At 62.9% G+C, this 12,820-nt stretch carries 15 protein-coding genes; 10 read left to right on the plus strand and 5 right to left on the minus strand.

From position 1 onward, the window contains the following. Positions 1-48 precede the first annotated feature (48 nt). From NKH04_RS06735 to rnhA, 9 genes are all read left to right on the plus strand, one after another. Complete coding sequence (locus NKH04_RS06735; protein ID WP_352470654.1) at positions 49-993, plus strand: heme o synthase; 945 nt, start codon at positions 49-51, stop codon at positions 991-993. Next, positions 990-1,157 carry a cytochrome c oxidase system small membrane protein gene (locus NKH04_RS06740; RefSeq protein WP_023674135.1) on the plus strand — a complete coding sequence of 56 codons (168 nt, stop codon included), beginning with the start codon at positions 990-992 and terminating at the stop codon, positions 1,155-1,157. The genes NKH04_RS06735 and NKH04_RS06740 overlap by 4 nt, the downstream gene beginning before the upstream one ends. A 7-nt stretch (positions 1,158-1,164) precedes the next feature. Then, positions 1,165-1,797, plus strand: coding sequence for a cytochrome c oxidase assembly protein (locus NKH04_RS06745; protein WP_352593359.1), 633 nt, complete (start codon positions 1,165-1,167; stop codon positions 1,795-1,797). Between the two features lies 1 nt (position 1,798). Beyond that, on the plus strand, positions 1,799-2,680 hold the full coding sequence (locus NKH04_RS06750) for a cytochrome c oxidase subunit 3 (protein ID WP_353044109.1): 882 nt from the start codon (positions 1,799-1,801) through the stop codon (positions 2,678-2,680). Between the two features lie 82 nt (positions 2,681-2,762). After that, the gene (locus NKH04_RS06755) at positions 2,763-3,149 is read left to right on the plus strand and encodes a DUF983 domain-containing protein (RefSeq protein ID WP_352449882.1); all 387 of its coding nucleotides are present in this window, start codon (positions 2,763-2,765) and stop codon (positions 3,147-3,149) included. Next, positions 3,146-3,901, plus strand: a complete 756-nt coding sequence (locus tag NKH04_RS06760; protein ID WP_353044110.1) for an SURF1 family protein — start codon at positions 3,146-3,148, stop codon at positions 3,899-3,901. The genes NKH04_RS06755 and NKH04_RS06760 overlap by 4 nt, the downstream gene beginning before the upstream one ends. A gap of 107 nt (positions 3,902-4,008) precedes the next feature. Next, a complete protein-coding gene (gene ispH, locus NKH04_RS06765; protein WP_254818458.1) occupies positions 4,009-5,013 on the plus strand; it encodes a 4-hydroxy-3-methylbut-2-enyl diphosphate reductase in 1,005 nt (334 codons plus the stop codon). Between the two features lie 5 nt (positions 5,014-5,018). Continuing rightward, positions 5,019-5,981, plus strand: a complete 963-nt coding sequence (locus NKH04_RS06770; RefSeq protein ID WP_352456890.1) for a homoserine kinase — start codon at positions 5,019-5,021, stop codon at positions 5,979-5,981. Then, positions 5,978-6,517 carry a ribonuclease HI gene (gene rnhA, locus NKH04_RS06775; protein ID WP_352501954.1) on the plus strand — a complete coding sequence of 180 codons (540 nt, stop codon included), beginning with the start codon at positions 5,978-5,980 and terminating at the stop codon, positions 6,515-6,517. Before NKH04_RS06770 ends, rnhA begins: the two co-directional genes overlap by 4 nt. 18 nt (positions 6,518-6,535) lie before the next feature. Here the strand turns inward: rnhA and NKH04_RS06780 are convergent, their stop codons facing one another. From NKH04_RS06780 to NKH04_RS06790, 3 genes are all read right to left on the minus strand, one after another. After that, positions 6,536-7,015, minus strand: a complete 480-nt coding sequence (locus NKH04_RS06780) for a DUF2938 domain-containing protein (protein WP_353044111.1) — start codon at positions 7,013-7,015, stop codon at positions 6,536-6,538. Between the two features lie 148 nt (positions 7,016-7,163). Next, positions 7,164-7,664, minus strand: coding sequence for a peroxiredoxin (locus NKH04_RS06785; RefSeq protein ID WP_352470649.1), 501 nt, complete (start codon positions 7,662-7,664; stop codon positions 7,164-7,166). A gap of 82 nt (positions 7,665-7,746) precedes the next feature. Then, positions 7,747-8,553 carry a protein-disulfide reductase DsbD domain-containing protein gene (locus NKH04_RS06790; RefSeq protein ID WP_352456894.1) on the minus strand — a complete coding sequence of 269 codons (807 nt, stop codon included), beginning with the start codon at positions 8,551-8,553 and terminating at the stop codon, positions 7,747-7,749. A gap of 147 nt (positions 8,554-8,700) precedes the next feature. Between NKH04_RS06790 and NKH04_RS06795 the strand changes: the two genes are divergently transcribed. Then, entirely contained in the window at positions 8,701-9,309 is a 609-nt protein-coding gene (locus NKH04_RS06795; RefSeq protein ID WP_031211061.1) for a YqgE/AlgH family protein, read from the plus strand. A gap of 23 nt (positions 9,310-9,332) precedes the next feature. On the opposite strand, the gene NKH04_RS06800 is transcribed toward NKH04_RS06795, so the two are convergent. Both NKH04_RS06800 and NKH04_RS06805 read right to left on the minus strand, forming a co-directional pair. Beyond that, positions 9,333-12,221 carry an EAL domain-containing protein gene (locus NKH04_RS06800; protein ID WP_353044112.1) on the minus strand — a complete coding sequence of 963 codons (2,889 nt, stop codon included), beginning with the start codon at positions 12,219-12,221 and terminating at the stop codon, positions 9,333-9,335. A gap of 2 nt (positions 12,222-12,223) precedes the next feature. Beyond that, positions 12,224-12,820 carry a GNAT family N-acetyltransferase gene (locus NKH04_RS06805; protein WP_023716936.1) on the minus strand — a complete coding sequence of 199 codons (597 nt, stop codon included), beginning with the start codon at positions 12,818-12,820 and terminating at the stop codon, positions 12,224-12,226.

A 12,820-nucleotide genomic window follows, 5' to 3' on the forward strand; every position in this document is an offset into this window, starting at 1 on the left:
CCGGCCGACCGGCGGTTTTGGCCAACGGAATGATGGACTTAAGTACGCATGGCCCTTGCCGAAGACAGACTGATTGACGAGCCGGGCTTCCGCATGTCGGAAGCGACGGCGGGCGATTTCTTCGCCCTGCTGAAGCCGCGCGTCATGTCGCTGGTGGTGTTCACTGCGTTTGTCGGCATGGTCGCCGCTCCGGTGACCATCAATCCGCTGCTGGCGGTGATCGCGATCCTAGCTATTGCCATCGGCGCCGGCGCCTCCGGTGCGCTCAACATGTGGTATGACGCAGACATCGATGCGGTGATGACGCGCACCGCCGGCCGTCCCGTGCCGGCCGGCCGTATCCGGCCAGGCGAGGCATTGAGTTTCGGGCTGGTGCTGTCGGTTCTGTCGGTGATGACGCTCGGCGTGCTGGTCAACTGGTTGGCAGCATCGCTTCTGGCCTTCACCATCTTTTTCTATGCCGTCATCTATACGATGTGGCTGAAGCGCTGGACGCCGCAGAACATCGTCATCGGCGGGGCTGCCGGTGCCATTCCGCCGGTCATAGGCTGGGCGGCGGTAACCGGATCGGTCAGCCTCGAAAGCTTGGTGCTGTTCCTGGTCATCTTCCTGTGGACGCCGCCACATTTCTGGGCGCTCGCGCTGTTCAAGTCGGAGGACTACGCCAAGGCAGGCATTCCGATGATGCCGAATGTCGCCGGCCAGGCCTCGACCAGACGCCAGATCTTTGCCTATGCGCTGGTCCTCGCGCCGGTTGGCGTGCTGCCCTGGGTTCTCGGGTTCACCACGCCGGTCTATGGCATCGTTGCATTGCTGCTCGGCGCCGGCTTCGTCTGGTATGCGTGGAGGGTGCTGCAAATGGCCGATGACGACCGGGCGATGAAGCCGGCCAAGGCCTTGTTCGGCTATTCGCTGCTCTATCTCTTCGCCATCTTCGCCGCCTACCTTGGCGATTGTGTCGTCGCGCGCGCGCTGACCATTGGTGGAGCATGAGCATGGCCGAAAAGAAGCTTGAACTGGTCACGTTGACCGAACGTCAGCAGAAGGCCCGCCGCAATCGCTCGGCCGCAATCGGTTTCGCGCTGGCGGCGCTGGTCGTCATATTCTACGTCGCGACCATCGTGAAATTTGGTCACAGTTTCCCCGGCTCGATGTGAGCTTAACATGACCAGGCAAACAGTCACCGATCCTAAGAAGAAGAATACGAACCGCGTCGTCGCCGGCGTCTGCATCGCGTTCTTCGGCGGCATGATCGGCATGGCCTACGCCGCGGTGCCGCTCTACGCGATGTTCTGCCAGGCGACAGGCTACGGCGGCACCGTCAAACGGGCGACCCAGCAATATGCCGATCGGGTGCTCGATCGCGACATCACCATCCGCTTCGACGCCAACACCGCCGGCGTTCCCTGGCAATTCCAGCCGGTCGCTCGCTCGATCACCATCAAGATCGGCGAAACCGCCGAGGCGCATTTCAGCGCGACCAACAAATTCAGCCGTCCCATCACTGGACGCGCCACCTTCAACGTGCAGCCGGAACTGGCCGGACCTTACTTCAACAAGGTCGAGTGTTTCTGCTTCACCGACACGACGCTGAAGCCGGGCGAGACACTGGACATGCCGGTCGTCTTCTATGTCGATCCCGACATCGTCAACGCGCCGGAATTGAAGGATCTGACGACGATTACCCTGTCCTACACGATGTTCCCGGTCGACAAGACCAAGCCGGTCGCATCATCGGTGCCGGCCGACGGCCGCCGCAACAAGATTTCAGATACCGAAGCAAGCCTCGGGGGTTGATATGGCAGACGCACACGCAAAACCACAACATGACTACCACCTCGTCGACCCGAGCCCGTGGCCGTTCCTGGGCTCCGTCGGGGCGCTGGTGACCGCGTTCGGCGGCGTCTGTTACATGCAATACCTCAAGGGCGGCGATTTCCCGATCTTCGGTTTCAATGTCGCCAATCCATGGCTGTTCTTCATCGGCCTGCTGATCGTCATCTACACGATGTTCGCCTGGTGGTCGGATACGATCAAGGAGGCGCATGAGGGACACCACACCCGTGTCGTGTCGCTGCATCTGCGCTACGGCATGATCATGTTCATCGCCTCCGAGGTGATGTTCTTCGTCGCCTGGTTCTGGGCCTTCTTCGACGCCAGCCTGTTTCCGGGCGAGGTCCATCAATACGCCCGTACTGCCTTCACCGGCGGCGTCTGGCCACCCAAGGGCCTCGAAGTTCTCGACCCTTTCCATCTGCCGCTCTACAACACCGTCATCCTGCTTCTGTCGGGTACCACGGTGACCTGGGCGCACCACTCGCTCATCCACGGCGACCGCAAGGGCCTGATCAATGGCTTGGTGCTGACCGTCGGCCTCGGCATGCTGTTCACGATGGTGCAGGCCTACGAGTACATGCACGCGCCGTTCGGCTTCAGGGATTCGATCTACGGCGCCACCTTCTTCATGGCGACCGGCTTCCATGGTTTCCACGTCATCATCGGCACGATCTTCCTGTTGGTCTGCCTGGTCCGCGCCATAAAGGGCGATTTCACGCCCAAGCAGCATTTCGGCTTCGAGGCCGCCGCCTGGTACTGGCACTTCGTGGACGTGGTGTGGCTGTTCCTGTTTGCCTCGATCTACGTCTGGGCATCGAACGGCGCGATGATCGAACCGCACTGAGATCGAACTGAGGAAATCGACAAGGCGGCTGCGGCGACGTGGCCGCCTTATCTTTTGCGGCAAATGCTCCTAGGATGATCCCATGAGCGACGACAAGGCGATCTGGCCACCAATCGATCCGATCTCGGCCGGCTTGCATGGCCGCTGCCCCCGCTGTGGCGAGGGCAAGCTGTTCTCCGGGTTCCTCACGGTCGGCAATCGCTGCAGCAATTGCGGCCTCGATTATTCTTTCGCCGATGCTGGTGACGGGCCGGCGGTGTTCGTTATCCTGATCATCGGCTTCATCGTCGTCGGCCTGGCGTTGTGGATGGAGGTGACGCTCAATCCACCGCTTTGGCTGCATCTGCTGCTGTGGATTCCGCTGACGCTGGTGCTTTGCCTGGCGGCGCTCCGGCTGATCAAGGGCGTGCTGCTGACGCTGCAATACCGCAACAAGGCGGCCGAGGGCCGGCTGGACCGCGGCGAATGAGCGAGGCATCAGGTTCGGTGGCCGGCCGGTCGCGGCCCAAGCGCGCATTGGCGCTCGGCCTGGGTATCGTCGTGTTTTTGATCCTGCTGGCGCTCGGCACCTGGCAGGTTCAGCGCCTGCACTGGAAAGAGGGCCTTCTCCAGACGATCGACCAGCGCACGCATTCGGCGCCCGTGCCATTGGCCGAGGTCGAAAAGCGGTTTGCTGCCGCCGGCGACGTGGACTACACGCCGGTGATAGTGACCGGCACTTTCCTGCATCAAGACGAGCGGCATTTCCTCGCCACCTGGGAAGGCCAGTCCGGTTTCGACGTTTTCACGCCGCTGCAGCTCGACGATGGCCGTTTCGTGCTGATCAACCGCGGCTTCGTGCCCTACGATTTCAAGGATCCAGCCAAGCGGCCGCAGCGGCAGGTAACGGGCAAAGTGACGGTGACGGGGCTCGCCCGCAACCCGCTGCCGGCCAAGCCCTCGATGATGCTTCCCGACAATGACCCGCAGAAGAACATCTTCTACTGGAAGGACCGTGACGCGATGGCCTCGAGCGCCGGCCTGCCGACAGGTGCGGCGCTGGTGCCGATCTTCATCGATGCGAACGCCACGCCCAACCCCGGCGGGCTGCCGGTTGGCGGTGTCACCGTCATCGACCTGCCGAACAGCCATCTGCAATATGCGATAACCTGGTACGGCCTTGCCGCCGCCCTTGCCGGCGTCCTGATCTCCTGGCTCCGCCGCCCGGCGAAAGACCAATGATCGCCGCCACTACCCTTGACAGGGCAGGGCCGCGCACCTCATTTCGCGCCTTGAGCTCAGAAGTCATAGTCCGATCAACCGGCCCACAATCAGCGTAAGATGCAATCATGCTTCACACAAAGCCGCCGCTGACCATCCGGCTCTGCCAGCCCCGCGGTTTCTGTGCGGGCGTTGACCGTGCCATCCAGATCGTCGTGCTGGCGCTGAAGAAATACGGCGCGCCGGTCTATGTCCGCCACGAGATCGTGCACAACCGCTACGTCGTCGAAGGGCTGCAAAGCCTTGGCGCGGTGTTCATCGAGGAGCTCTCCGAGATCCCGCCCGAGCATCGCCAGAGCCCGGTCGTCTTTTCGGCGCATGGCGTGCCGAAATCGGTGCCGGCCGACGCCCAGTCCCGCAACCTGTTCTATCTCGACGCGACTTGCCCGCTGGTCTCGAAAGTCCACAAGCAGGCGATGCGCCATCAGCGGCTTGGCCGCCACGTGCTCTTGATCGGCCATGCCGGGCATCCGGAGGTGATCGGCACAATGGGCCAGTTGCCGGACGGCGCGGTAACTCTGATCGAGACCGAGGCCGACGCCGCAAGCTTCGTGCCCGCAGACCCACAAGCGCTCGGCTTCGTCACCCAGACGACGCTGTCGGTCGAGGATACCGCCGGTATCATCCGCGCCCTGCAGCAGCGTTTTCCCGAGCTGCACGCGCCGGCGGCGGAATCGATCTGTTATGCCACCACCAATCGCCAGGAAGCGGTCAAGGAAACAGCGGCCGGCGCCGATCTCTTCCTGGTTGTCGGCGCACCTAACTCGTCCAACTCGCGGCGCCTGGTCGAAGTGGCCGAGCGCGCCGGCGCCTCGATGTCGCTTCTCGTGCAGCGCGCCTCCGAAATTCCGTGGAATGAGATTGCCGGCATTTCGACGCTCGGCCTGTCGGCGGGCGCCTCGGCGCCGGAGATCATCGTCGACGAGATCGTCGATGCGTTCAGGCAGCGCTTCGACGTGACCATCGAGCTGGCCGTGACGGCGACGGAGACGGAGGACTTTCCGGTGATGCGGGTGTTGCGCGATGTCGAACTGACGGCTGCCGACATGGCCTTCGTCAACGGGGCCGCGTAGCAACGATGGCGGTTTACACCGACGTCAACGAGGGCGAGCTCGGCGCATTCCTCAGGAACTATCCGGTCGGCGACCTCTTGTCCTACAAGGGCATCGCCGAAGGCACCGAAAACTCGAATTTTCTGCTGCACACCAGCAGCGGCTCCTACATCCTGACGCTTTACGAGAAGCGCGTCGACAAGGCTGACCTGCCGTTCTTTCTCGGCCTCATGGCCCACCTCGCCAGAAAGGGCATTTCGTGCCCGCTCCCGGTCACCGCACATGATGGCGGTGTGATCGGAACACTTGCCGGCCGGCCGGCGGTCATCATCACCTTTCTCGAAGGCCTGTCGCTGCGGCGGCCGACGGCTGCACATTGCGGCGAGGTCGGCAAGGCGCTGGCGGCACTGCATCTCGCCGGCGCGGATTTTCCGATGACCCGCCCCAACGCCCTTGCCATCGATGGCTGGCGCAAGCTGTGGAATGCCGCCCGCGCCCGCGCCGACGAGGTCGAGCCGGGACTGGCGGCCGAGGTCGATGCCGATTTCGCCGATTTCGAGCGGAACTGGCCGAACGGTCTGCCGCAAGGCATCATCCATGCTGATCTTTTCCCGGACAATGTGTTTTTCCTCGGCGAGAAACTGTCCGGGCTGATCGACTTCTATTTCGCCTGCAACGACCTCTATGCCTATGACGTTGCCACGTGCCTGAACGCCTGGTGCTTCGAGAAGGATTTTTCCTTCAATCTGACCAAGGGCACGGCGCTGCTTGCCGGCTACCAAAGCGTGCGGCCGTTGAGCAGTGACGAGAAAGCTGCGCTGCCGATGCTGGCGCGCGGTTCGGCGCTGCGCTTCATGCTGACCCGGCTCTACGACTGGCTGACGGTCCCGGACGGCGGCCTGGTGATGAAACGCGACCCGACCGAGTATATCCGCCGGATGCGCTTCCACCGGGCGATCAACTCTCCTTCCGAATATGGACTGACATGACCAAGCGCGTTGAAATCTTCACCGATGGTGCCTGTTCGGGCAATCCCGGGCCTGGCGGCTGGGGCGCAATCCTGCGCTTCAACGGCGCAATCAAGGAGCTCCATGGTGGCGAGGCTCTGACCACTAACAACCGCATGGAGTTGTTGGCGGCCATCTCGGCGCTCAATGCGCTCAAGGAGCCTTGCGTCGTCGATCTTTATACCGACAGCAACTACGTCAAGGACGGTATTTTCGGCTGGATCGACGGCTGGAAGCGCAACGGCTGGAAGACCGCCGCCAGGCAGCCGGTGAAGAATGCCGAGCTGTGGCAGCAGCTCGACGCTGCGCGCAACCGCCACCAGGTCACCTGGCATTGGGTCAAGGGCCATGCCGGCCATCCCGAGAACGAGCGCGCCGACGAATTGGCGCGGCTCGGCATGGCGCCATTCAAGACGAAGTCGGCGAAACCCGTGCTCGCGTCCGTGCCGCCGGAGGAAGGCACCCAGTCCAGGCAATCGGCGGCCAAGAAGGTTCGGCGCTCGACCCAGAGTTATTGATCCGGTTGAACTGGCGTGTCAGCGGATCAGAAGGGCGGTGCCGAACAGTCCGATGGCAAACACCGTATGCGACACAAGATTGAGGACGCGGACCTGCATCGGATTGGGCCGCTTCGAAGCGGCCCAGCCGGCGCCCATGCCGGGCGCCAGCAGAAACCACCCGGCGCCGACGGTGACGATGCCGAGCATAAAAGCCGGCAGGAAGGTCGGCGCGGTGAGCCAGGCCGTTCCGGCCAGCACGACCAGTATGACGCCGTAGACGATGCCGACAGCATAATGAAAGGCCCAGCCAAGTACTGATTCATGCGGGTAGGGCGAGGCCTCGCCAATGTCGTCATGGAAGACCTTGCCTTCCCTGAGATGCCAGACCCAGCGGCCGACCAGCCCCCAGTTCGGCCGCGGCTGAGCAAACGCCTTGTTCAGGAAAATCGCCCAGACATCCATAAGCGCGGTTGCGCCGATGCCGATCGCGACGCTGCGCCAGACGATGTCAGACATAATCGAGGTCCCCAGAAGCAAGCAGTCCCGAAGGGCCGACGCATGGTCCCGAAAAACCGGGTCGGCTTTCGGAAGGATCATGCGCCGATGCAAAAGTCAGCGTCCTTTGGACGTTGAGCGCTCGAAGGCACCCTTTGCCGTGCCTGGCCTAGGCTGTCGCCAGGACGGAAAGCTGTCCGAGAATGTGAGCCGCACCGGATTCGTCGACGCCGGGCTTTGTCTCGACATTGAGTGCGGTGACCTTGCCGTCATCGACGATCATCGAAAAACGCTTCGAGCGTAGCCCCATGCCGCCGCTGGAGAGGTCGGCGTCGAGGCCGACGGATTTGGCGAAATCGCCATTGCCATCGGCAAGATAAAGGATTTTGCCTTCACCGCCGCTGAAGCGGGCCCAGGCCCCCATAACGTGAACATCGTTGACCGAGACAACGGCGATAGTGTCGACGCCGCGCGCCAGGATGGCGTCGTAATTGTCCAGGTAGCCGGGCAGATGATTGTTGCTGCAGGTCGGCGTGAAGGCGCCTGGAACGCCAAACAGCACGACCTTCTTTCCTGAGAATAGCTCGCCCGTCGTTATCGGCTTTGCACCGTCGGCGGTCATTGTCTTGAAGGTCGCATCGGGCAGTTTGTCGCCAACGGAGATCGTCATGATGGTCCTCGCTTGGAAATGGAAGGGAGTGTCCTTGCGATAGCGAATTAAGGCGCGCCCGGCAACCGTCCAGACGTTGGCATCACGGGAATGGCAACAGGCCTTCGACCGCGCCTGCGGCACTTGTCAGTGTGTAGTGCAGGCCGCCATCGGTTGGCGTTGTCGACGGCCTGTCGAGGATCGGCACAGTAAAGATCAGCTTGCCATCCTTTTCGCTGCGTGCCGGGGCACCGAACATGTAGTCGCGTTCGCCGGCAACGAAGAAGTCGGCGCCCTCGGGGCTGCCCGGAAAGCTCGCTTCGACAATCAGCGTTTCGTGGTCGCCCGGCAGTACGTTTATGCCGAAATCGGGCGTTGCCGTGGCGGGCAGGGTGGCAAGGCCTGCCTTGACCAGTGCCGCGTCCTCGGCGTTGTCCGGATCGGCGCCGGGATCGACGGTCAGCCTTGTCTGCACCGGGATGCAGATGGTTTCGCAGATGCCGAGGAAAATGTCCGCATCGATGACGGCCGGCTGGCCGGGCGCGGCAAGGGTGAACGTCACCGGCAACGAAACGGGGTGGTCGTAGCCGGCCCATTTGCCGTAGCCGTCGTCGTGGCGCTGCGGCGGCGGAAACGAAAGCGTCGCGTCGGCAATGTTGGTGCTGGCCGAGACGTCGATCTGTGGCGGCACGCCCGCATCGCCCGGATCGCGCCAATAGGTCTTCCAGCCGGGCTTCAGCGCAATGTCGAGGACGCCCTGGAGACGCCCGGCCTCATCGGCCTTGCCGCTCGTCACCAGCCGCACCCTGCCGCCTTCGCTGTTGTACCAGGCCGATGAGGAGGCTGAGGCGGGGAGGCCGGTCGCCGATCCAATGGCTACGCCAAGCAGCAGGATTTTCAAGCTTTGCATGGCAATGATTTGATCGTCTGTTGATGGCCGCACAATGATTTCATGACGCCGCCGGCATCATATTTGCGTGACCTTCGATTTACGAGCCTGATCAAATCGGGCGCCGCCCATCTTTTCGACGCCCCGGAAACGCGTTACGCTGTGGCCATGGATTTGTTGCGCCATAAAAGGACGGCCGCAGGACCCGGCTTTCTCGACGATCAGTTCCTGATTGCCATGCCCGGCATGAAGGATGACCGCTTCACGCGCTCTGTCATCTACATTTGCGCGCACAGCGACGAAGGCGCGATGGGGCTGATCATCAACCAGACGCAGCAGATGCTGTTTCCGGACCTGCTCGTGCAACTCGGCATCATGAACGAGCTGGAGGCAATTCGCCTGCCGCCACCGGCGCGCGACTTCGTCGTGCGCAATGGCGGACCGGTGGATCGTAGCCGCGGGTTCGTTCTGCATTCGGGCGACTACCGGGTGGAATCCTCGCTCGCCGTGTCCGACGATGTCTGTCTGACCGCGACCGTCGACATATTGCGCGCCATCTCCTCCGGCCGCGGACCCCGGCGGGCTCTGATGGCGCTCGGCTATGCCGGCTGGGGTGCGGGCCAGCTTGAAAACGAGATCGTCGAGAATGGCTGGCTGACTTGCCCGGCAAGTGCCGAGCTTCTGTTCGACGCCGACATCGATCGCAAATATGACCGGATCCTCGCCTCAATCGGCATTGATCTCGCGCATCTCAGCCTGGCTGCCGGTCACGCCTGAACCTCATTACGTCCTGAAACTTGTCACGCTTGGGTCAACGGATACTGTTCCTTCAGCGTCTTCAGCACCTGGTCGCCCGGCATCGGCGCGCCGAACATGAAGCTCTGCACGTACTCGCAGCCCATCTGCCGCAATTCCAGCGCATCGCTCTCGTCCGAAATGCCTTCGGCGACAACCGACAGGCCGAGTTCATGCGCCATATTGACCATGGATTTGAGCAGCACCGCACGTTTCGGCGTCGCGTCGTCGACGAAGCTCTTGTCGATTTTGATGGTGTCGAACGGAAAGCGCGTCAGATAGGCCAGCGATGAATAGCCGGTGCCGAAATCATCCAGCGACAGGCCGATGCCAAGCTGCTTCAGCTTGGTCAGCACATGGGCGGTCTGCTCGGGATTGTCCATCACCAGCGATTCGGTGAGTTCGAGCCGGAAGCAGCGCGGTTTCAGGTTGGCTCGCGCGATCACCGAGCGGACGTCGCTGACCAGGTCGCGGCGGATGAGCTGACGGCTGGACAGATTGACCGAGACCGACAGCGGCGCATCGCCGATCTGCTTTTGCCATCCCGCCAGGTCTTCGGCAGCCTGTTGCATGGCGAACAGCCCAAGCTGCACGATCAGGCCGCAGTTTTCGGCGACCGGAATGAAATCCGCCGGCGGGATCATGCCGCGACGCGGATGGTCCCAGCGCAGCAGCGCTTCGAAGCCTGCGACGCTGCCGTCCTCCAGCCGCACGATCGGCTGGTAGGCAAGCGTGAATTCGCGTCGTTCGATGGCGCGGCGCAGATCGGACTCGAACTGCAGCCGGTCGGTGCCGACGGTGCGGAAGGCGGGACGGAATGGCTCGATCCGGTCGCCGCCGAAGCGCTTGGCCTGATGCATGGCAAGCTCGGCATCCTTGACCATGTCCTCGGCTGAGGTCTGCGTGGCGGTCCAGGTGATCAGCCCGATCGAGGCGGTCAGCACGATCTCGCGCTTGGCGAAGGTGATCGGGTTGTTGATGGCGTGCTTGATGGCATCGGCAATGCCCGCGATGCGAGCCGGATCCTGCTCCGACAAAAGCATCAGCGCGAACTGGTCGCCGGCAAAGCGCGACAGCGAATCCTTCGGCTTGAGCAGTCGGTGCAGCCGTCGCGCGATGGTCAAAAGGATGGTATCGCCGGCCGAGATGCCGAGCCCGTCATTGACCTGCTTGAACCGGTCGATGTCGATGACGAAGACGGTCGGGCGCACCTTCTCTTCGGTGCGGGCGATCGAAATGATCGCCTCCAGCCGGTTCATGAACAGCTCGCGGTTGGGCAGGCCGGTCAGATTGTCGTGCACGGCGTCATGCAGCAGCCGTTCCTCGGACTTCTTCTGCTCCGTCACGTCGACCATGGTGCCGACGCAGCGGATGACCTCGCCGTCCGAGCCGATCACCGGCCGGGCGCGCAACGAAAACCAGTGATAGTGCCCGTCGGCGCCGCGCAGGCGGAAGTTTTGCGACACCCGGCCGCGCCGGTGCTCGAGCACCACGTCGAGTGTCGTGCGAAACGTGTCGCGGTCGTCGCCATGCAGCACCGGCAGCCAGTTGCGGGCAGGGCCGCCGAGGCTGTTGGGGGCAAGACCGAGCTGAATGCTGACGTCGGGACGAGTGACGACGCGGTCGCGCAGCACGTCCCAGTCCCACACAGTATCGCCCGATCCGGCAACGGCCAGCGCCTGCCGCTCAAGGTCGGAGAACAGGCCCTGATGCAGCGCGCCGCCGGCAAAAGCGTGCTGCATCACGGTGAAGCCGATCAGCAGGATGATGAGGATCAGCCCACCGCCCAGCGCCGGCTGAGCGATATCGTTGTCCAGCATGCCGGTGATTGCCATCCAGGATCCGCATAGCCACAGCAGAACCATCACCCAACTGGGCACCAGCATGATGGCGCGGTCGTAACCGCGGATACCGAGGAAGATGATCAGGCCGAGCCCGGTCAGCGCCGTGGCGGCGAAGGACAGCCTGGCAATGCCGGCGGCAACCGCCGGATCGATGATGGCGACACCGGCGATCAGCACCAGCCCGAGAATCCAGACCAGCGCGCCGTAGCTGAAATGGCCGTGCCACCGGTTGAGGTTGAGATAGGCAAACAGGAACACCACGAAGGTCGCCGCGAGCGCCACCTCCGTTCCGGCGCGCCACATCTGCTCATTGCCCGGTGAGATCTCTATGATCTTGTTGAGAAAGCCGAAATCGACGCAGATATAGGCAAGCACCGCCCACGCTAGGGCCGCCGTTGCCGGGAACATCGAGGTCCCCTTGACGACGAAAAGGATGGTCAGGAACAGCGCCAGCAGGCCGGCAATGCCGATGACGATGCCACGAAACAGCGTGTAGGAATTGACCGAGTCCTTGTAGGATTCAGGATCCCACAGATAGACCTGCGGCAGCTTGGGCGAGGCGAGCTCGGCGATGAAGGTAATCACCGTTCCGGGGTTCAACGTCACCCGGAACACGTCGGCGTCGGGGCTGGTCTGGCGGTCGAGCGCAAAGCCTTCGCTGGGCGTGATCGCGGCGATACGGGTCGAGCCGAGATCCGGCCAGAACAGGCCGGAATTTACCAGCCGGAAATGCGGTGCGACAATCAGCCTGTCGAGCTGCTGGTCGGTGGTATTGGCCAGCGCGAACACCGCCCAGTCACCGCTCGAGCGCGCATCATTTGCCTCGACCTCGATGCGCCGCACGATGCCGTCGGGGCCTGGCGCGGTCGACACCTGAAAATTCTCGCCCTGGTTCCGGTAGATCAAGACGGCCCCCGAAAGATCGAGCGCAACGTCGTCGCGGGCGATCTTGATCGGTTCTACGGCAAAGGCCGAGGACGCCGCGCAGAGCGTGACGATTGCCGCCAGCATAAAGGCAAGCAGCGACCCCTTGCGCAGAAAATTCGTCAAAATCAGCCCTTTGTTCCAACGCCCGGCGGATCGTCCGCGATTCGGGCGTATAGGTAATGGTCCTGCCAGATGCCGTTGATCCTGAGATAGGATCGTAGCAGTCCTTCGCGCCGGAATCCGGCTTTTTCAAGCACGCGGATCGACCGGGCGTTATCGGGGATACAGGCAGCTTCGATCCGGTGCAATCGCAGCGTTTCGAAGGCGAAACGCGTCACCACTTTGACGGCATCGGTCATCAGGCCGCGTCCGCTGAAGCGCTCGCCGATCCAGTAGCCGATATGGCCGCTTTGGGCGACCCCGTGGCGGATATTGCCGAGGGTGATACCGCCGGCCAGCTTGCCGCTGCTTTTCTCGAAGATGAAGAAGGCGATCGCCGTCCCCTGCGCGTAGTCCTCGCGGTAGCGCCCGATACGATGCCGCCACGCCGTGCGGTCGAGTTCGTCAGGGGTCCATCGCGGCTCCCACGGCTCAAGGAAGGCGCGGCTTTCGCCGCGCAGCACCGACCACTCGCGATAGTCGTTGGTCAGCGGCACGCGCAGCGTGACGAGGTCGCCCTTCAGTGCCGGCAGGTCGCGGCGAAAGAAAGGGAGCGCGAACAC

Origin of the sequence: Mesorhizobium sp. M1365, assembly GCF_040317865.1 — a bacterium.
In the GTDB taxonomy this organism is placed as follows: domain Bacteria; phylum Pseudomonadota; class Alphaproteobacteria; order Rhizobiales; family Rhizobiaceae; genus Mesorhizobium.

What these genes read in the sequence shown, in the direction of transcription:
- NKH04_RS06755 (WP_352449882.1), top strand. Translation starts at nt 2,763, where the DNA reads ATGAGCGACGACAAGGCGATCTGGCCACCAATCGATCCGATCTCGGCC.
- NKH04_RS06795 (WP_031211061.1), top strand. Translation starts at nt 8,701, where the DNA reads ATGGATTTGTTGCGCCATAAAAGGACGGCCGCAGGACCCGGCTTTCTC.
- ispH (WP_254818458.1), top strand. Translation starts at nt 4,009, where the DNA reads ATGCTTCACACAAAGCCGCCGCTGACCATCCGGCTCTGCCAGCCCCGC.
- NKH04_RS06770 (WP_352456890.1), top strand. Translation starts at nt 5,019, where the DNA reads ATGGCGGTTTACACCGACGTCAACGAGGGCGAGCTCGGCGCATTCCTC.
- rnhA (WP_352501954.1), top strand. Translation starts at nt 5,978, where the DNA reads ATGACCAAGCGCGTTGAAATCTTCACCGATGGTGCCTGTTCGGGCAAT.
- NKH04_RS06780 (WP_353044111.1), bottom strand. Translation starts at nt 7,015, where the DNA reads ATGTCTGACATCGTCTGGCGCAGCGTCGCGATCGGCATCGGCGCAACC.
- NKH04_RS06760 (WP_353044110.1), top strand. Translation starts at nt 3,146, where the DNA reads ATGAGCGAGGCATCAGGTTCGGTGGCCGGCCGGTCGCGGCCCAAGCGC.
- NKH04_RS06735 (WP_352470654.1), top strand. Translation starts at nt 49, where the DNA reads ATGGCCCTTGCCGAAGACAGACTGATTGACGAGCCGGGCTTCCGCATG.
- NKH04_RS06790 (WP_352456894.1), bottom strand. Translation starts at nt 8,553, where the DNA reads ATGCAAAGCTTGAAAATCCTGCTGCTTGGCGTAGCCATTGGATCGGCG.
- NKH04_RS06740 (WP_023674135.1), top strand. Translation starts at nt 990, where the DNA reads ATGAGCATGGCCGAAAAGAAGCTTGAACTGGTCACGTTGACCGAACGT.
- NKH04_RS06785 (WP_352470649.1), bottom strand. Translation starts at nt 7,664, where the DNA reads ATGACGATCTCCGTTGGCGACAAACTGCCCGATGCGACCTTCAAGACA.
- NKH04_RS06750 (WP_353044109.1), top strand. Translation starts at nt 1,799, where the DNA reads ATGGCAGACGCACACGCAAAACCACAACATGACTACCACCTCGTCGAC.
- NKH04_RS06745 (WP_352593359.1), top strand. Translation starts at nt 1,165, where the DNA reads ATGACCAGGCAAACAGTCACCGATCCTAAGAAGAAGAATACGAACCGC.